14 protein-coding genes, 1 tRNA gene, 1 pseudogene and 1 riboswitch are annotated in these 17,789 nt (G+C 71.4%); of the genes and pseudogenes, 3 read left to right on the plus strand and 13 right to left on the minus strand.

The window, feature by feature from the left end; all coding sequences use genetic code 11:
- Positions 1 to 237: 237 nt before the first annotated feature.
- Positions 238 to 1,587, plus strand: coding sequence for a hypothetical protein (locus tag P3T29_RS13960; protein WP_280716728.1), 1,350 nt, complete (start codon positions 238 to 240; stop codon positions 1,585 to 1,587).
- Here the strand turns inward: P3T29_RS13960 and P3T29_RS13965 are convergent.
- Both P3T29_RS13965 and P3T29_RS13970 read right to left on the minus strand, forming a co-directional pair.
- Positions 1,513 to 3,000: an MFS transporter gene (locus tag P3T29_RS13965; protein ID WP_280716729.1), complete on the minus strand. Its 1,488-nt coding sequence runs from the start codon at positions 2,998 to 3,000 to the stop codon at positions 1,513 to 1,515. The genes P3T29_RS13960 and P3T29_RS13965 overlap by 75 nt on opposite strands.
- A gap of 108 nt (positions 3,001 to 3,108) precedes the next feature.
- Positions 3,109 to 3,423: an SMR family transporter gene (locus P3T29_RS13970; protein ID WP_280716730.1), complete on the minus strand. Its 315-nt coding sequence runs from the start codon at positions 3,421 to 3,423 to the stop codon at positions 3,109 to 3,111.
- A gap of 46 nt (positions 3,424 to 3,469) precedes the next feature.
- Positions 3,470 to 3,530: riboswitch (guanidine-III (ykkC-III) riboswitch) on the minus strand.
- 296 nt (positions 3,531 to 3,826) lie between these two features.
- Here P3T29_RS13970 and P3T29_RS13975 point away from each other — a divergent pair.
- A tRNA-Cys gene (locus tag P3T29_RS13975) sits at positions 3,827 to 3,901 on the plus strand.
- A gap of 62 nt (positions 3,902 to 3,963) precedes the next feature.
- Here the strand turns inward: P3T29_RS13975 and P3T29_RS13980 are convergent.
- The 11 genes and pseudogenes from P3T29_RS13980 to P3T29_RS14030 all read right to left on the minus strand — a co-directional run bounded on the left by P3T29_RS13980 (position 3,964) and on the right by P3T29_RS14030 (position 16,083).
- Positions 3,964 to 4,251, minus strand: a complete 288-nt coding sequence (locus P3T29_RS13980; protein ID WP_280716778.1) for a hypothetical protein — start codon at positions 4,249 to 4,251, stop codon at positions 3,964 to 3,966.
- Positions 4,142 to 4,816: a class I SAM-dependent methyltransferase gene (locus tag P3T29_RS13985; protein ID WP_280716731.1), complete on the minus strand. Its 675-nt coding sequence runs from the start codon at positions 4,814 to 4,816 to the stop codon at positions 4,142 to 4,144. The genes P3T29_RS13980 and P3T29_RS13985 overlap by 110 nt, the downstream gene beginning before the upstream one ends.
- Before the next feature lie 65 nt (positions 4,817 to 4,881).
- On the minus strand, positions 4,882 to 6,432 hold the full coding sequence (locus P3T29_RS13990; protein ID WP_280716732.1) for a hypothetical protein: 1,551 nt from the start codon (positions 6,430 to 6,432) through the stop codon (positions 4,882 to 4,884).
- A 1-nt stretch (position 6,433) separates the two neighbouring features.
- The gene (locus P3T29_RS13995) at positions 6,434 to 6,763 is read right to left on the minus strand and encodes a hypothetical protein (protein ID WP_280716733.1); all 330 of its coding nucleotides are present in this window, start codon (positions 6,761 to 6,763) and stop codon (positions 6,434 to 6,436) included.
- Positions 6,764 to 6,906: 143 nt separating this feature from the next.
- Complete coding sequence (locus P3T29_RS14000) at positions 6,907 to 8,313, minus strand: S8 family serine peptidase (protein ID WP_280716734.1); 1,407 nt, start codon at positions 8,311 to 8,313, stop codon at positions 6,907 to 6,909.
- Positions 8,314 to 8,485: 172 nt separating this feature from the next.
- Positions 8,486 to 10,840 (minus strand): xanthine dehydrogenase family protein molybdopterin-binding subunit, encoded by a 2,355-nt coding sequence (locus P3T29_RS14005; RefSeq protein ID WP_280716735.1) that lies wholly within the window; start codon positions 10,838 to 10,840, stop codon positions 8,486 to 8,488.
- Positions 10,841 to 11,568: 728 nt separating this feature from the next.
- A pseudogene (locus P3T29_RS14010) lies at positions 11,569 to 12,018 on the minus strand ((2Fe-2S)-binding protein); the annotation flags it as partial.
- A 116-nt stretch (positions 12,019 to 12,134) separates the two neighbouring features.
- A complete protein-coding gene (locus tag P3T29_RS14015) occupies positions 12,135 to 13,001 on the minus strand; it encodes an FAD binding domain-containing protein (RefSeq protein WP_280716774.1) in 867 nt (288 codons plus the stop codon).
- 438 nt (positions 13,002 to 13,439) lie between these two features.
- Complete coding sequence (locus tag P3T29_RS14020) at positions 13,440 to 15,044, minus strand: beta-N-acetylhexosaminidase (protein WP_280716736.1); 1,605 nt, start codon at positions 15,042 to 15,044, stop codon at positions 13,440 to 13,442.
- Between the two features lie 102 nt (positions 15,045 to 15,146).
- Complete coding sequence (locus P3T29_RS14025) at positions 15,147 to 15,422, minus strand: DUF3039 domain-containing protein (RefSeq protein WP_280716737.1); 276 nt, start codon at positions 15,420 to 15,422, stop codon at positions 15,147 to 15,149.
- A 91-nt stretch (positions 15,423 to 15,513) separates the two neighbouring features.
- Positions 15,514 to 16,083, minus strand: a complete 570-nt coding sequence (locus P3T29_RS14030; RefSeq protein ID WP_280716738.1) for a YqgE/AlgH family protein — start codon at positions 16,081 to 16,083, stop codon at positions 15,514 to 15,516.
- A 338-nt stretch (positions 16,084 to 16,421) separates the two neighbouring features.
- Here P3T29_RS14030 and murA point away from each other — a divergent pair, with 338 nt between their 5' ends.
- Positions 16,422 to 17,762 carry a UDP-N-acetylglucosamine 1-carboxyvinyltransferase gene (murA, locus tag P3T29_RS14035; RefSeq protein ID WP_280716739.1) on the plus strand — a complete coding sequence of 447 codons (1,341 nt, stop codon included), beginning with the start codon at positions 16,422 to 16,424 and terminating at the stop codon, positions 17,760 to 17,762.
- Positions 17,763 to 17,789: the final 27 nt, after the last annotated feature.

Raw genomic sequence — 17,789 nt, forward strand, 5'->3', positions numbered from 1 at the left:
GGTACTCCGAACGGGCAGCGGGCTGCCCGCACCCGGGTGTCGGCCTTCCCTCGCCCGGCCCTGTCATACCGGGCCCATCCGTTACCCCATGTCATACTTTGCCCAAATTCGAACCGTTCGATGACTCATCGGACTTTCGGTCTGCCCCTTCCGCGCGGCTCGAACTCCCCACCGCGCTGTCCAGGCTCTTCCCCCGGCGCGGGCTCTCCGCACGTCCCTTCAGGAACGGATGTGACCATGGACGCTCTCTCCCGCCGGACACTGCTGGCCGCCGGGGCCGCCACAGCGGCCGGACTCGCCGCCGGCTGCGGCACCACCCGCGGCAGCGAGGGCGAGCAGGCGGCTCCGCCCACCGCCGCCGCCGCCTCGGGGAGCCGCGCCGCCGCCCCGACCCCCGTACCCAGGCCGCCCGCCACCCTGATCGGTGACGGCTCGACCTCCGACACCGGGCCGCAGCCGCACCAGCCGAAGCCCGTACAACTCCAGGCCGGCGAGCGGCCGCCGCAGTTCGTGGTCTTCTCCTGGGACGGCGCCGGCGAGCTGGACAACCGGCTGTTCAGCCGGTTCCGGCACCTCGCCAAGGAGCACGGCGCGTCGATGACGTTCTTCCTGAGCGGCATCTACACCCTGCCCGAGTCGAAGAAGAACCTCTACCACCCGCCGCAGCACCACATCGGCGCCAGCGACATCGACTACCTGAGCGACCAGCACATCCGCGCCACCCTCCAGCAGATCGCGCTGGCCTGGCTGGACGGGCACGAGATCGGCACCCACTTCAACGGTCACTTCTGCGGCTCGAACGGGGTCGGCCGGTGGTCTCCTGACGAGTGGGACAGCGAGATCGAGCAGGCGATGTCCTTCGTCATGAACTGGAAGACCAACACCGGCTTCTCCGACCTGCCGGCCCTGCCGTTCGACTACCGCAAGGAACTGATCGGCGCCCGCACCCCCTGCCTGGAGGGCCAGCGCGCCCTGCTGCCGACGGCGGTGGCACGCGGCTGGAAGTACGACAGCAGCGGTTCGGGCGGGCTGCAGGTGTGGCCGCAGAAGTTCCAGGGCGGCGCGCTGTGGGACTTCCCGCTGCAGTCGATCCCGTTCCCCGGGCACAGCTTCCAGGTGCTGTCGATGGACTACAACATCATGTACAACCAGTCCGGCACCAACACCAAGGCCGACCCGGCCAAGCGCGGCGGCTGGCAGACCCAGGCCCGGGACTCGTACCTGGCGGGCTTCGACCGGGCGTACCACGGCAACCGGGCGCCGTTCATCATCGGCAACCACTTCGAGCAGTGGAACGGCGGCATCTACATGAACGCCGTCGAGGACGTGCTCACCGAGATCGCCGGGCATCCCGAGGTGCGGTTGGTGTCGTTCCGTCAGCTGGTGCAGTGGCTGGAGGCGCAGGACCCGGCCGTGCTGCGCAAACTGCAGGAGCTCAACCCGGGCGAGGCACCGACCGGGGGCTGGGAGAGCTTCCTCGGCAACGCCGCCGGCTCAGCCTCCTCGTCCGACTCAGCTTCCTCCGCCGGCGCGTCCGCCGGCGCGTCGGTCGGTGCGTCGGTCGGCGCGTCCGCCGGTACGTCCTGAGAGCAGCGCGCCGAGCAGCGCCACCCCGGCCATCACCAGGAAGATCACCGCGAACGCGGCGGCCGGCGTCGACGCACCGTCGGCGGCAGCCACCGCCGAACCACCGCCCAGCGCCGCGAACAGCACCCCCGCCAGGCCGATCAGCAGCACGTTGCCGAGGGCGTCGCTCATCTGCAGCGAGGCCGAGTTCGCCCCGGCCTCCTCGGGCGTGGACAGCTTCATCATCAGCACGCTGATGCTCGCCACCGACAGACCCATGCCGACCCCGCCGACCGCCCAGGCCGTGGCCGCCAGCCAGACCGGCGCGGCGGGGATCAGGACCAGCGAGGCCCCGGCTATCGCCACGGCCGTCAGCACGAAGCCGAGCCGGATCAGCGCCTCCCGGTGCCGCTGCGCCGCCGGGCGGCCCTGCAACCAGGAGCCGAGCGCCCAGGAGAGTCCGCCACTGGTCAGGGTCAGCCCGGCCATGGTCGGCGAGAGGCCCCGGCGGGTGACCATCATCAGCGGGATGAACGCCTCCGCCGCGAAGAACGCGCCCGCCGCGACCCCGCGCAGCAGGATCACCGTGGGCAGCCCGCGCGCCGCCCGCAGCGTGCCCGGCGGCAGCAGCCGCACCACAGCGGGCAGCAGCAGCCCCGCACCCGCCACCGCCGGGACCAACGCGAGCAGGTCCAGCCGCTGGCCGGCGTACTGCAGCAGACCCGCACCGAGCGCGGCCATCGCCGCCAGCCCGGTACGCCTGCGGTCGATCTCCGCGCCGACCGCGCTCGGCTGCTCACGCTCGGAGCGGCGCAGCGCCGGGCCCATCACCGCGAGCGGCAGAAGTATCAACACCGGTACGGCGAGGAACACCCAGCGCCAGCCGAGGTGCTGGGTGACGGCCCCGGACACCACCGGGCCGACGATCGACGGCAGCACCCAGGCCGCCGAGAAGGCGGCGAACACCGCCGGTCGCAACCGCTCGGGGAAGGCCCGCCCGACCACCACGTAGAGCGCGACGATCACCAGGCCGCCGCCGAGCCCCTGGATCGCCCGTCCCCCGACGAACAGCCACATGTTCACCGCCGTCCCGGCCACCACCAGCCCGGCCCCGAACACGGCGATCCCGGTGAACAGCGGCGCCATCGGCCCACGCCGGTCGCACCACTGCCCGGAGACGACGAGGGCGAAGAGCGTACTGGTGAAGTAGCCGGAGAACGCGAACGCGTACAGCCCGATCCCGTCCAGCTGCCGCGCGGCCACCGGCATCGCGGTGTTCACCGCCGTCGCCTCGAAGGCCAGCAGCAGCACCACCGAGACGATCCCCAGCGTCAGCGCCCGGTACGGGCCGCTGAGCACGCCGCCCGACTCCTCGGCGACGGGCGGCTGCTGTCCGGGGGTGCGGTCGACCGAGGTGGGGGAGGCTGTGGTCATGCGTCTCATGGTAAGGCTCTCGCGCCTCTTTGACTCCTGACTTGTAGTCGGAGCCGCCTCCCCCGTTCGACCTAGGACCTCGGCCGCACCCGGGCGCCCTCCAGGGCGTCAGTGCAACACCTTGAGCCCCACCACACCGCCGAGTATCAGCACCAGGCAGGTGATCCGGGCCGCCGTCGCCGCGTCGCCCATCGCCGCCATCCCGTACAGCGCGGTACCGATCGCCCCGATCCCGACCCACACCGCGTACCCCGTCCCGAGCGGGATGCTCCGCATCGCGTACGCCAACCCGCCCATACTCAGCACGAGCGCGACCGCGAAGACCAGGCTGGGCACCAGCCGCGAGAACCCCTTGGACGCCTCCAGGGCGACCGCCCACACCGTCTCCAGGACGCCGGCGATGATCAGAACGACCCAGGCCATGACGAGTACTCCTCCGCAGTAGTTCGCGACGGGGTTGCCGCTGTGTACTGCGCCGTCTTGTCATACCGGGTACGACGCGCTCGTCCGGGGTGATCGCTCACCTGTTCCCACTGTCCTCGACCGTAGCACGTCGCGACATCGCAACATCGCGACATGCAGAATTCATAATCGGATATTGACGCACCCCACCCCGGGCCGCATAAGATGAATTCACAAGCACGGCGGCCGAGCCGAATCGGACGCCACGACGACAGGAGCAGGCCATGGACAGGAAGACGGTGGCCAGCACAGCGCCCCGCGCCTGTGCCGCTCCCAGTTGTTGTCGCGCCTGCTGTTGTTCCTGCTGCGCCTGAGCGCGCGTTCTCCCCCACCGATGAGGGCCACTGGCCTCTCGTCATCCCATGGCCGTGTGCCCGAGTGGCTTAGGGAACCGCCTGCAAAGCGGTTTACACGGGTTCGATTCCCGTCATGGCCTCCATGCGTTTCCGCCGAATTGCCGAGTGGGTGATCAATTCCACCCTCGGCAATTCGGCGTACGCTTTATCGAAATTCCGAACCCGCGCGGATCACATGCCCGCCAGGGCGTCGGGGCGGGTCCGCCGGGCCGAGATTCTCGACGGTGGAGAAACCCAGATCCGTCAGGTCTGCGGCCAGCTCCTCGGCGGCGAAGTAACTGAGCCAGGGCTCCCCGATCCCGGCGACCCGGTCGGCCCGCGCCTCATGGGCGGCGCGCTTCAGCGGCGCCATGGCAGACGGCGGATCGCCGTAGTCGAACACCACCTCCGCGCCGCCGGGCAGGCCCGCGACGAGGCCGAGCGTGCCGAACACCGCCTCGCGGGTCAGATACGGGACCACGCCCCAGCCAGCCGAAGAAGGCCGGGGCCTGCGAATCGAAGCCCGCCGCCGCCAGGCCGCCGGCCAGACCGTCCCGCTCGAAGTCCACCGGAACGAACCTCTGCGAAGCCGGCGGAACGATGCCGGCCTCGTCGAGCCGTGCACGCTTCCAGGCCTGCGTCGCCGGGTGGTCCACCTCGAAGACGGTCAGCCCCACGGCCTCGTGCGGATTGCGGCAGCCGAAGGTGTCCAACCCCGCCCCCAGCACCGCCAGTTGCCGCACGCCGCGCTCCACCGCGTCGGCCAGCGCGTCCTCGGCGAAGCGGCTGCGGACGGCGATGAAGAGACGCATCAACCGCCGTTCGGGATGAGCCTCGGCGTCGGCGTCACGGGCGAGATCGTCCGGGTCCTCACCGAGGATGCGGACCGCCAGCGGGTCCCGGAAGGCTAATTGCTGACGTGTCGCCAGGGGCGGGTCTTCGCCTTGCAGGCGAGACTCAAGTTCCTCGGCAAGAGCTGACGGACCGTCCGAAGGTGGAAAGCACGGTGGCCCGGCCACGTCAGTTTCGCTGACGTGGCCGGGCCACCTGTCGTCCTACTGTCCTGCTGTCCTACCGGGCTCGGCTACTCGATGACCGGCGGGTTGGCCCCGCCGGTACGCCAGGTGTCCTCGTCCTCGACGAGGTAGTCCGGGCGAGCGCCGTTCTTGCCCTTCTTCTTGTTACCGGCCGCGCCACCGACACCGTGGGCACCGCCCTGGCCGTTGGCACCGTTCTTACCCAGGCCGGACCCGCCCTGGGTGAACGCCTTGCCGCTGGCGCCGCCACGAGCACTGCCGACCGTACCACCGGCCCTACTACCCAGGCTGCTGCCGCTCTTGCCACCCAGGCCCTTGCCACCGGCACCGCCGAGGCCACTGGGAGCGTGCATCCCACCGGCACCGGGTGCACCACTCTTACCCTGGCCGGCACCGAGCGCACCACCGGCGCCACCGGCACCCGTGCCGCCGACACCGCCCGAGGCGCCACCTGCACCGAGGCCGCCGACGGAACCGGCGCGGCCACCAGGAGTGCTGGTCAGACCACTCCCGCTGCCACCACCACCGAAGCCGCCGAAACCACCACCGCCGGGCATCGGGCCGAGGCCGCCTCCACCGAGACCACCTCCACCACCCAGGCCACCGCCGCCACCGAGACCACCACCACCGAGGCCGTCACCGCCACTAGGCAGCGGGCCGGTCACCGGAGGCGTGGTGACGGGGGGCGTCACACTGTCGAGCCCGGTACCGACCGGAACGATCGGCGACGGCACCGGGTGGTGAATCGGCGTGGGCGCAACCGGCTGCCACGGCGGAGTGGGTCCAATCGGCGGGTTGACCTGATGGATGGGCCCACCCGGGTTGTAGACGGGCCCGACCGGGTTCGTACCGATCGGCCCGCCGCCGATGGGGGGAACCGGCCCACCGGGCGGGGGCGGGCCACCACCGACCGGGGGCGCGGGGGGCGCGGGGTGGTGGATCGGCGGCATCGGGGTGGGAGCGGTGCCGGTCGGCGGAGTGGTCGACGGCGGCGGGGGGAAGCCCGTGCCCACGTGCTGGTGGCCACCATCAGGTGGCGGCGGCGGATCGAGGTAGTTGGTGGCCTGGATGTACTGCGGGCTCAGGTGCTCCATGACCCCGATCGCGTTCTGATGCGCGATCTCGGTCGCCGACAGCTGGTCGTAGTTCTTCTTGACCGCAGTGAGCCGGTCCATGCCGCTGGCCAGGTCCGCCTTGAACTGGGCATCAGAACGGTCGCCGAGGTCACTGACCAGCTTCAGACCGCTGTCCCACGTGCTCGGGACGTGGATCGAGGCCATGGCCGTCTTGGTCTGATGCAGGGCGTCACCCGCGAACTTCATCGCGACCGACGTGTTCTGCGCATGAGCAGCCGTGTTCAGCATGCTGCTCTGGATGGCTGACGCACGATCAGTGAATCCCTGCGCGGCGTCACCCTGCCAGTTCTGTGTGGCCTGCTGCACCGCCTTCTGGAGCTCATCGGCAGCGCTCTGGATCTCCTTCTGGACGCTGCTCCAGTGGTCGCCGACCTCTTTGATCCGGTCCGGATTCGAGTGGTCGACCATCCCCTTGAGCGGGACCAGGTCGTACTTGTCGAACTCAGTCTTGGAGGAAGCCATCTCAGACGATCCTCTCCTGCTGCTGGTTCATGGTGACCACGCCGTCTTGTTCGAGACTCCTGTACGACGTGTTGACCGTGTGCGTCTTGTCACCGAAGTCGTTGATCAGGTTGTCGAGGTTCGTCACCATGGCGGTCAGCGACTGCTGCATGGCGTCGTGCTGCGCGTACAGCTGCTGGGCCTCGACGAAGTTGCCACCGAAGTCGTCCTGGACGAGAACGGTGTTGTACTTGGTCTTGTCCGCGGTCTGACCGAGACTCTGCTGGAGCGCGCGCAGTCGCTTGACGACCGCCTCCAACTCGTCGGTATTGACCCGGTATCCGTCGGACATACGGCTCTCTCCCCCTGGAGTGTCGATGCTTCCCCGTCTGGCACTGGCTCCGGCGGGTGGTGAAGGTGCCCGCTCACACGGGCGGCGGCTAGATGACTTGGGCGTTCGATCGTAGCGCTTACGAAGCGGGTGTTGACACACCCTCAACGCGGCTGGTTTCCGCCCGGGCCGTACGGATTCTGGTACGGCTGCTGAGGCGGGTATCCAGGCGGCGGCGCCTGGTTCCCGTACGGCGCCTGAGACTGGTTCGGGTACGGCTGCTGGGGCTGGTTTCCGTACGGCGGCTGCGGCTGGTTCGGGTAGTGCTGCTGCCCCTGGGGCTGCCAGCCGGGCGGTGTCCCGTACGGTGCCGGTCCGGCCTGTCCCGCACCAGGAGTGCGTCGGCGGCGGGCAACCACCACGATCACAGCGACCAGCACAGCCAGGAGCAGAACGCCGAAGCCGCCTACATACAGCACCTTTGAGACACTGGAACTGGAGCTGGCGATCTGCGGCAACGCGCCAGGGGTGGGATTCGCAGTGCCGGGGACAGCTCCACCAGGAGTCGCCGTGCCACCTCCCGAATCACCGGAGCCGGCGGTCTTGGCGAGCGGGCCCTGAGCCGAGCCAACTGGAATGTCCTGCGTGAGCGCTTCGTAGGGCCGGACCACTCCGTACCCGTAGTGCTCGTCAGGCAACTGAGCACCAGCGAGCGCAGAAGGCACGAGTGCCGACTTCACCAGACGGTTCGCCACCTGACCTGCTGTCAGGTTTGGGAACTTGGCCCGGACCAGTGCGGCCGTCGCGGAGACGTATGCAGTCGCGTCGGAGGTGCCGCTCGCCATGCAGTACTGCTGGCCGTCACAGGCGCCAGCGCTCACGACGTCGACACCGGGCGCCGAGAGCATCACCTCTGGCCCCGCGTTGGACTGGCTCCAGATCATGTCGTGCTTGTCCACCGCACCAACCGCGACCACTCCGGGCTCGGCCCCCGGGTAGTCGACCGACGTCTTTCCCTCGTTACCCGCCGCCGCCACGATCAGAACATCGTGCTGAGCGGCGTACCCGACCGCTTCAGCCACCTTGGGGTTCTGGCCTCCGCCCAGCGAGATGCTGATGACCTTCGCACCGTTGTCCACAGCCCAGTGAATATCCGCAGGAACGGCGTCATGGCCGTCCGCGTCGGCTTCATAGACCGGCAGGATCTTGGCTCCCGGCGCCAACCCGAGCATGCCAGCCCCACTGCCGTGACCATGCCCGGCGATCTCGCTGGCCATGCTGGTGCCGTGCGGGTTGGTCGGGTGCGTGACGAGGCCCTTGCCACTCAAGTCATACCCCGGCAGCACCTGCCCCGTCAGGTCAGCGTGGTTCGCGTCGACGCCACTGTCGATGACAGCGACGATAACCCCGTCGCCCCGGCTCACCGACCAGACCTTGTCCAGGTTGAAGTACTGGTTGACCCACTGCGCGTCCCGCACCTGGTCCGCCGAGGCGGCCGGAGCTGCGGTGAGCAGCAGGCTGCCGGCTAGAGCTGTGGCGCTGAGCGCGCGCAAGGTCCTGGTCAGCGTCATCCCTACCCCGTTACCCGTCAGTTGGTTACTGCGATACTGCGTTTGCGGCGGCCCCCACAAACGCAGGGCAGCTCCGATCGTATCGCCCGACAGTGAGACGTGGGCAGGACCCCACACCTCTCCACGGCTTCCGCACCAAGGAGTTGAGGATCCCTTGAGGTAGGAGGGGCCCTCAGCCCGCGATGGCGTCCTCGGGGAGGATCGGCAGCCGGCCGACCGGCAGGCCGGTCGCAGCACGTACGGCGGCGGCCACTGCTGCGGGAGCGACTACCGCCGGGGCCGCGCTGACGGCCTTGGCGCCGAAGGTCGCGACCACGTCCCGCTCCTCCAGCAGGGCCGCGATCCGGACTTCCGGGGTGTCGAGCGCGGTCGGGAGGCGGTAACCCGTGAGCGAAGGATTGACGAGACGTCCACCCTCCGTACGCAGATCCTCCAGCAGCGCCAGGCCGACGCCCTGGGCGACCCCAGCCTCGATGCGGTCCTCGATCTGCCGGGGGTTGAGCGCTCGCCCGACGTCCTGGGCGACCGTCACGTCGACGACCCGGACCGTCCCGAGCTCGATGTCGACATCGACGACGGCCCGCATCGCGCAGAACGCGATCGACACGAAGGCGTCGCCCTGCCCGGCCTCGTCCAGCGGCTCGGTCGGGTGCGGGCGGCACTGAGCCGTCGCCCAGAGCTCTTTCCCCTCCAACGCCTCGCCGACTGGCATGCCGAGCACGCCGTCGTAGGAGGTGATCTTGCCGTCGGCGATCGACAGCAGCTCGACCGACATGCCGAAGTTGGCGGCGATCGGCTGCAGCAGCTGGTGACGGACCATCAGGGCGGCTCGCTCCACGGCTCCACCCGACACCCAGGTGTGCCGCCCCCGCGCCGACGGGCCCGCGATCGACTGGTCGCTGTCGACCGGTGCGACGTAGACCTCGGTCACGCCGAGCACGTCCTGCACGATCTGCCGGGCCAGGGTCGCGAAGCCCTGACCGGAGTCGACGGCGGCGCAGATGACCGTCGCGTGGTCGCCGCTAACCCGGACGGTGGCGGTGGAGACCTCGTCCTCGCCCTCCGCGCCGAGCATGTGCACCATGCCGACGGCGTAGCCGATCCCCCGCCGCACTGCGGCCGGGTCTCCGGCGCCGCCCGGGCCGCCGGGGAGCAGCCAGTCGCCTTCGGGATCGTCCATCGGCAGGGCCGGCAGCGGTGAGGCGGAGACCGCGTCGAGCAGGGCGGCGACCGGAGCGGGGCAGGTGACGGCCTGTCCAGTGGGCATCGGGTCGCCCGTCGCCATGGCGTTGCGGCGACGGATCTCCAGCGGCTCGACGCCCACCCGAACGGCGAGCTGGTCGAGCTGGGACTCGTACGCGAAGCAGGTCTGCAGGGCGCCCTCGCCGCGCATCCGTCCGGCGGGCGGGTTGTTGGTGCGGACGGCCCAGGCGTCGACGAAGACGTTGGGGCAGACGTACGGGCCGACCGAGAAGGCGGTGGCGGCGGCAAGTGCCTCCGAGGAGACGTCCGCGTACGCGCCGCCGTCCAGCAGGATCTGTGCCTCGACCTTGACCAACCGGCCCTCGGCGTCCGCGTGGTGGCGGTAGCGCAGCAGGGCGGGGTGGCGGGAGGTGTGGGTCTGGAAGGACTCCTCGCGGGTGAGGGTCATCTTCACCGGGCGGCCGGTGCGCAGGGCGAGCATCGCCAGGGTGACCTGGAAGGAGAGGTCCTCGCGGTCAGCGGTGGCGCCGGGGATGCCGGTGACGACCAGGCGGACGCGGTCCGGCTCCAGGCCGAGGCAGGCGGCCGTGCGGTCGCGGTCGCCGTGCGGGTCGGTGCTGGAGAGGTGCAGCTCGACGCCGCCGTCCGGGCGGGGCACGGCAAGGCCGGCCTCGGCGCCGATCGGGGCCGGGTCCTGACGGCCGACCTGGTAGAGGCCCTCGACGATGATCTCGCCGACGGCCTCCGGGTCGCCGGTGCGCAGCGGGAGGTGGCGGAAGAGGTTGCCGTCGGGGTGCAGCGGCGGGGCGCTGAACGCCTGCTCGGGGTCGGTGACGGGCTCCAGCACCTCGTACTCGACCACGATCGAGGCGGCGGCCAGCCGCGCGGTGTCGGGATGGTCGGCGGCGACGGCGGCGACCGGCTCGCCATGGTGGCGGATCAGGCCGGCGGCGAGGATCGGGCGGTCGGCGACGATCGGGCCGTGCGGCGCGCCGTCGGGGGCGCCCTCGGGGCCGGGCGGCAGGTCGGCGGCGGTGATCACGGCGTGCACGCCGGGGAGGGCGAGCGCGGCCGAGGTGTCGACCGAGACGATCCGCGCGTGCGGGTGCGGCGCGCGCAGCACGGCGCCCCAGAGCAGGCCCTCCGCCCACAGGTCGGCGGCGTACGGGTAGATGCCCAGCGCCTTGGGCAGGGCGTCGTTGCGCGGCGCGGAACTGCCGAGGCCGAACGGTTCGGGCGTCTGCGCGTCATCGTCGACGGCGGACTGCGCGAGGGCGGACTGCGCGGCGGCCGCCGCCGACGCGATGTCGGTGGGCGAGCTCATGCGTGGTCGTCCTCGGGAAGCGGGATGCCGTGGGCGGGGGTGCTGCCGTCGTAGCCGGTGTGCTCGTAGACGGTGCTGTTGTCGTACGAGGGGTTCTCGTACGTCGAGGTCTCGTACGTCGAGGTCTCGTACGTCGCAGTCTCGTATGTCGCGTTCTCGTACGCGGCGCTGTCGTACGGGGTCCCGTGCGCGGGGGTCTGGGTGTACGGGGTGCCGTGGGCGGGCGTGCCCTCGAAGGGCGGGCCGTCGTGGGCGGTGCCGTGCGCCGGGGTGGCCTCGTACCGGCTCTGCTCGAACGTCGCGTCGTAGGAGGCGTCGTACGGGGTGCCGTCGTACGGCGGTGTCCCGTTGTACGGCGGGGTGGCCGGGTAGGGCGGGTAGTCGGCCGGCTCGTACACGCCGGTCTGGTGGGTGGTGGCAGCTCCCCCGTGGCCCACACCATGACCAACGCCCTGGCCATCCCCGTAGTCGACGCCGTAGTCGGCCACGGCGTCGATGCCGACGCCGATGCCCGTACCGGCGGCGGTGGGCTGCGCCGGGTGCGGCTGCTCGGCCTCGACCCAGGCTTCGGAGTCCGCGTAGAGCGGCATCTCACCGGCCAGCGACAGATCGGCGGCGGACTGCACGGGCACGGCTACCGGCACGGCCGACGGCGCGGCTGCCTCCGGCGGGTCGGCCTGCTCGGGTTCCTCCTGCTCGGGCAGCTCGTCGACGGCGCCGCGTGCCTCCGCGACGACCTGGACGGCCGCCAGCGCGCCCCGGTAGCCGGTGCAGCGGCAGAGGTTGCCGCAGAGCGCCTGCCGGGCCTCGACCTCGCTGGGCCGGTGGTTGCGCTGGAGCAGGTCGTGGACGGCCATCGCCATCCCCGGGGTGCAGTAACCGCACTGCACGGCACCGGAGTCGGCGAGCGCCTGCTGCACGTCACTGGCCGTACCGCCCGCCGACAGGCCCTCGACGGTGGCGATCTCGCTGTCGGACGCCAGCGCGGCGGGCACCAGGCAGCCGGCCACCAGCTGCCCGTCCACCTGCACCGAGCACGCGCCGCACTCGCCCTGCTCGCACCCGTCCTTGGCGCCGGCCAGGCCGAGCCGCTCGCGCAGCACGTAGAGCAGGCTCTCGCCGATCCAGGCGTCGGTGACGGGCCGTTCAAAGCCGTTGACGCGCAGCGTGTACGAGGCACACGGCCGGGCGTCCCCGCCGAACGCGCCCCCGCCGACCACGTCGTGCGTGGGGGGAGTCTGCGCGAGCGGGTCCGTACCCAGGTCGACGTGGCCGAAGCCGATCGAGTCTGTCGTCACTTCAGCGCCCTTCCCAGAGCCCGTCGGGCCAGCACCGATACGGTACGCCGCACGCGCGCCGCGCCTTGGGCCAACCCCTCGTTCGTACCGTCCGGCAGGACCTCGGGGACGCAGGCCCCGGCGACGTACTCCCCGAAGGCGGCCGCGGCCGCCGGGTCGATGACGGTCGCGCCGTCCTCGCCCCGGGCGTCCCAGTCGATGCAGCCGGCGACCCAGGTCTCGGCCTCCAACGGCCGCAGCGGTACCGGCGCGACCGCGCCGACGGCGCAGCGCACGGCCCGGCGGGCGGGGTCGAGGACGAGGGCGACGGAGGCGGTGGCGCGGGCGGGGCCGCTGCGACCGGTGGCCTTGAGGAAGACCTGCGGGGCGTTCAGCAGGGGCACCCGGACCCAGGTGAGCAGCTCGCCGGGGCGGAGCGGGTCGAGGCCGGTGAGCAGGTGACTGACCGGCACCTCACGGGTGGACCCGGCGCGGGCCAGGGTGGCGGTGGCTTCCAGCGCGGCGAGGACGGGGAGGGTGTCGCCGGCCGGGGCGGCGGTGGCGACGTTGCCGCCGAGGGTGCCGACGTTGCGCACCTGCGGGGGGCCGGCCGTGCGGGCCGCGTCGGCGAGGGCCGGGATCAGCGCGGCGAAGTCGGGGCGGTCCATCCGGGCGTGGGTGAGCCCGGCGCCGAGAACGGCGGTGCCGCCGTCCTCGTAGCGCCAGCCGCGCAGCTCGGTGATCCGGCCGAGACCGATCAGGGCGGCTGGGCGGAGCCGTCCCGCGTTGACGGCTTCCATCAGGTCGGTGGCGCCGGCCACCGGCACCGCGCCGGGAGTGGCGGCGAGCGCCTCGACAGCCTCGTCGAGAGAGGCCGGCAGCATGATCGTCCGGTTCACCAGGATTCCACCGTGCTCCACTTGCTCATTGCCGCCCTGCCCCGTCCCTGCAGTGTGCGGCCTGGCCCGTAGGGTACGGGCGATCGGTGCGGGTTGGGCAACTCTGGCACACAATGTTCAGTGATCAACTCCGGGGTCACCGGCAATCGGGGACGAATCCCGGACGAATCCGGGCGCCTTCCGATCCGACCCGGTCCGAACGGAACCAGATGTTCACCAGTTCTTGACGCTCGACCAGCGGCGAGGGTTCCCCGGCGCCGCCCACCCGGTGGCCGGTGGCCGGTCACGGACCGGCCGGAACCGGCCCGTCGGACGGGCGGACGGGCGGACGGGCGGACGGGCGGACGGCTGATGTCCGAGGCAAGGCGCTGCTCTGGCGACGCGACGCCGCCCACCAGCTGCCGACCCGTCCAGCCGACCGGTCTAAACGCCCGGAACCGGCCCGTCGGACGGGCAGCCGGCCACACCGGGGCGGCGCTGCCAGGGGTACGGGCCGCCGGGGGGACGGTATTCGACGCCGAGTGCGTCCAAGCGGGCGTAGTGGACGGCCATCCGGCGCTCGAAACCCTCGAAGTCCCGGGCCTCGGACGCGGGCAGCTCGGACCAGGCGACCTCGGCGAAGGCGGCCAGGCGCGGGAAGGCCCGGTAGTCGACGTCCCGGGCGTCGTTCATGAACTCGGTCCACAGGTTGGCCTGAGTACCGATCACGTGCCGGGCGGCCTCGGCGTCCAGCTCCGGCGGCAGCGGCTCGAAGCGGAAGACGTCCTCCAGCGTGCGGACATAGCCGACCGGGATCGGCTCGTACTCCCCGGCGGCCTGCCGGTGGTCCAGGTACACGTGCTGCTCGGGGCACATCACCACGTCGTGCCCGGCCCGCGCGGCGGCCACCCCGCCCGCGTAACCCCGCCAGGACGAGACTGCGGCGCCCGGCGCGAGGCCGCCCTCCAGGATCTCGTCCCAGCCGATCAGGCGGCGGCCACGCGCCGTCAGCCAGCTGTCGAAGTGCCGGATGAACCAGCTCTGCAGCTCGTCCTCGCCGGCCAGGTCCAACTCCCTGATCCGGGCCTGGGCCGCCGGGCTGGCCCGCCACTGGTCCTTGGGGCACTCGTCGCCGCCCAGGTGGACGAACTCGGCGGGGAAGATCTCCAACAGCTCCTCCAGCACCCCTTCGAAGAAGCGCAGGGTGGCGTCGGAGACGTTCAGCACGTTGGGGTTGATCCCCCAGTCCGTCCAGACGCCCAGCGTGGCGGTGTCCACCACGTCGGTGTTGCCGAGCTCCGGGTAGGCGCAGATCGCGGCCTGGGCGTGGCCCGGCAGGTCGATCTCGGGGACGACGGTGATCTGCCGGTCCGCCGCGTAGGCGACGATCTCGCGCAGGTCGTCCTGGGTGTAGTAGCCGCCGTGCGGCTGGTCGTCACGCCGCTCACCCGAGCGGTACCCGACCATCGAGCGCTCCCGCCAGCCGCCGGCCGAGGTGAGCCGGGGGTAGCGCTTGATCTCGACCCGCCAGCCCTGGTCGTCCGTCAGGTGCAGGTGCAGGACGTTGAGCTTGTGCGCGGCCATCAGGTCGAGGAAGCGCAGCACGTCCGCCTTGGGCAGGAAGTGCCGGGAGACGTCCAGCAGGACCCCGCGCCAGCCGAACCGGGGCGCGTCCTCGATCTCGCAGCCGGGCAGCGCCCAGCCGGTGCGGCGCAGCGGTGCGCGGCGGAAGGCGTCGGGCCCGAGCAGCTGGCGCAGGGTCTGAGCACCCCAGAACACCCCGGCCGGGTCGCCGCCACGCAGCACGGCCCGGCCGTCGCGCACGCTGATCCGGTACGACTCCGGCGCGAGCGCGCCGTCCAGCGTCAGTTCGAGGCCGCCCCCGGCGCCCGGCAGCAGCGGGAGCCCGGTCGCGGCGCCGAGGACGGACCGCAGCCAGGCGCCCACGGCCTCCGTACCGGGCCCGGCCGTCAGCGGCGTGTCCCCGTCGAGCGGGAGGGCCCACTCCTCGACGTACCGGGCGGTCAGCGGAGCAGGGATGAGATCCATGCGGCCCATCCTGCCCCGGCAGCCTGAATTGGCATAGACCACTGGCCGCCTCCGCGACGCCGGCCCCCTAACGGCGGACGCTCTGGAACGACGCAGTGGGGACTACTTGTCCTTGTCGCCGTCCTTGGGCTGCTCGATCCCGTCGAAGATCTCCTTGCACATCGGACAGACCGGGTACTTCTTCGGGTCGCGCCCGGGCACCCAGACCTTGCCGCAGAGCGCGACCACCGGGGTACCGGAGAGCGCGCTCTCCATGATCTTGTCCTTCTGGACGTAGTGCGCGTAGCGCTCGTGGTCGCCGTCCCCGTGGGACACCTGGGGGACTGGCTCGACCAGGGTGCCGGTGCCGAGGCCGCGCTCGGGCTCAAGAGTGCTCATGGGTGCCAAGTCTATGGGGGCCGCTCCGGAGCGGGCCAGCACCGGCGGACGAGAGTCCCGACACGGCAGAGCAGCGAGCCTACGGAATCGCTCAGTTCAGGGTCGGGTCGTCCGGGTAGGTGGCGAGCATGGCCAGCGGTCCGCGCTGGCGGCGCAGTACGGAGCGCCAGAGCCGCTCCGGGTCCGGGCAGGAGATGTCGCCCGGCTCACAGTCGACCAGGTACCAGGCCCCCTCGGCGACCTCGGTCTCCAGCTGGCCCGGCGACCAGCCCGAGTAGCCCGCGAACACCCGCAGGCCGCCCAGCTCCCCGGCCAGTACCTGCGGCGGCGCCTCCAGGTCGACCAGGCCGATCGCGCCGTGCACCCGGCGCCAGCCGAGCGGCTCGGACTGCCCCGGCTCGCCGGGCACCACCGCGACGGCGAGCGCCGAGTCGAGCGCCACCGGGCCGCCCTGGAAGACCACCGAGGGCCGGCCCGCCAGCTCGGCCCAGCCGTTCAGCACCCGCTCCACCTCGATCGGGGTGGGGCGGTTGAGCACCACACCCAGTGCGCCCTGGAGGTCGTGGTCGAGGAGCAGCACCACCGCCCGGGCGAAGTTCGGGTCGGTCAGCATGGGCGTCGCGACCAGCAGTCGGCCGGTGTGCGAGAGGGCCGGGGTCATGACCACATGATCCCGCAGTCCGGCCCGGGACGGGCCCCCAACACGAAACCTGAACACCCGCACCGAACACCCGTACGGTCGAATCGGGCGGCCGGGCCCCCGGCGAAGAGAGCACCATCACCTAAAGGGGCGGAAAGGAACCAATCGACCGGCCATTACCATCTACAGGTGGTGGTGACCCGTTGATCCGGCCGAGACTCCCCCGAGGCTCTGCCGCGCCCGGTCGCCAGGCCCACGGCCCCACCCGCACAGTGACACCGCAGAAGCAGAAGCAGTAGCCACAGCGACACCGCTTGAAGTCCTGCTCTCACCCCTTGGCATCCCGGATTGCGAGAACGATGACCGACGACGTCCTGCTGGTCCACGGCGGAAACCCGCTCGAAGGCGAGATCCGCGTCCGCGGTGCGAAGAACCTGGTCCCCAAGGCCATGGTCGCCGCCCTGCTCGGCACGGGCCCCAGCAGACTGCGCAACGTCCCGGACATCCGTGACGTCAAGGTCGTCCGCGGCCTGCTGCAGCTGCACGGTGTGACCGTGCGCACCGGCGACGAGGAGGGCGAGCTGATCCTCGACCCCTCGCACGTGGAGAGCGCGAACGTCGCCGACATCGACGCGCACGCCGGCTCCTCCCGGATCCCGATCCTGTTCTGCGGCCCGCTGCTGCACCGCCTCGGCCACGCCTTCATCCCGGGCCTGGGCGGCTGCGACATCGGCGGCCGGCCGGTCGACTTCCACTTCGAGGTGCTGCGCCAGTTCGGCGCGACCATCGAGAAGCACCCGCAGGGCACCTACCTGGTGGCGGCGCAGCGCCTGCGCGGCACCAAGATCGAGCTGCCGTTCCCGTCGGTCGGCGCGACCGAGCAGGTGCTGCTGACGGCCGTCCTGGCCGAGGGCGTCACCGAGCTGCGCAACGCCGCCATCGAGCCGGAGATCGTCGACCTGATCTGCGTGCTGCAGAAGATGGGCGCGATCATCTCGATGGGCACCGACCGCACCATCCTGATCACCGGTGTGGACGAGCTCAGCGGCTACACCCACCGCGCGCTGCCGGACCGCCTGGAGGCGGCCTCCTGGGCGTGCGCGGCGCTGGCGACCAAGGGCGACATCTACGTCCGTGGCGCCCGCCAGATCGAGATGATGACCTTCCTGAACACCTTCCGGAAGGTCGGCGGCGCCTTCGAGGTGGACGACGAGGGCATCCGATTCTGGCACCCGGGCGGCGAGCTCAAGGCGATCGCCCTGGAGACCGACGTGCACCCCGGCTTCCAGACCGACTGGCAGCAGCCGCTGGTGGTCGCGCTGACCCAGGCGAGCGGGCTCTCCATCGTGCACGAGACGGTGTACGAGTCGCGGCTCGGCTTCACCTCGGCGCTGAACCAGATGGGCGCGCACATCCAGCTGTACCGCGAGTGCCTGGGCGGCACCCCGTGCCGGTTCGGCCAGCGCAACTTCCTGCACTCCGCAGTGGTCAGCGGCCCGTCCAAGCTGATGGGCGGCGAGCTGGTCATCCCCGACCTGCGCGGCGGCTTCTCGTACCTGATCGCGGCCCTGGCCGCCGAGGGCACCTCGACCGTGCACGGCATCGACCTGATCAACCGCGGCTACGAGAACTTCATGGACAAGCTCCGTGACCTCGGCGCCCACGTCGAGCTGCCCAGCGAGGAGCTCGTCACCGTCTGATCCGGCGGACAGAACGACTGTGGCCGG

The organism is Kitasatospora sp. MAP5-34 (assembly GCF_029894335.1).
In the GTDB taxonomy this organism is placed as follows: Bacteria; Actinomycetota; Actinomycetes; order Streptomycetales; family Streptomycetaceae; genus Kitasatospora.

Coding starts and splice junctions, on each gene's coding strand:
- P3T29_RS13960 (WP_280716728.1), top strand. CDS start 238: ATGGACGCTCTCTCCCGCCGGACACTGCTGGCCGCCGGGGCCGCCACA.
- P3T29_RS13965 (WP_280716729.1), bottom strand. CDS start 3,000: ATGACCACAGCCTCCCCCACCTCGGTCGACCGCACCCCCGGACAGCAG.
- P3T29_RS13970 (WP_280716730.1), bottom strand. CDS start 3,423: ATGGCCTGGGTCGTTCTGATCATCGCCGGCGTCCTGGAGACGGTGTGG.
- P3T29_RS13990 (WP_280716732.1), bottom strand. CDS start 6,432: ATGGCTTCCTCCAAGACTGAGTTCGACAAGTACGACCTGGTCCCGCTC.
- P3T29_RS13995 (WP_280716733.1), bottom strand. CDS start 6,763: ATGTCCGACGGATACCGGGTCAATACCGACGAGTTGGAGGCGGTCGTC.
- P3T29_RS14000 (WP_280716734.1), bottom strand. CDS start 8,313: ATGACGCTGACCAGGACCTTGCGCGCGCTCAGCGCCACAGCTCTAGCC.
- P3T29_RS14005 (WP_280716735.1), bottom strand. CDS start 10,840: ATGAGCTCGCCCACCGACATCGCGTCGGCGGCGGCCGCCGCGCAGTCC.
- P3T29_RS14015 (WP_280716774.1), bottom strand. CDS start 13,001: ATGCTGCCGGCCTCTCTCGACGAGGCTGTCGAGGCGCTCGCCGCCACT.
- P3T29_RS14020 (WP_280716736.1), bottom strand. CDS start 15,044: ATGGATCTCATCCCTGCTCCGCTGACCGCCCGGTACGTCGAGGAGTGG.
- P3T29_RS14025 (WP_280716737.1), bottom strand. CDS start 15,422: ATGAGCACTCTTGAGCCCGAGCGCGGCCTCGGCACCGGCACCCTGGTC.
- P3T29_RS14030 (WP_280716738.1), bottom strand. CDS start 16,083: ATGACCCCGGCCCTCTCGCACACCGGCCGACTGCTGGTCGCGACGCCC.
- murA (WP_280716739.1), top strand. CDS start 16,422: ATGACCGACGACGTCCTGCTGGTCCACGGCGGAAACCCGCTCGAAGGC.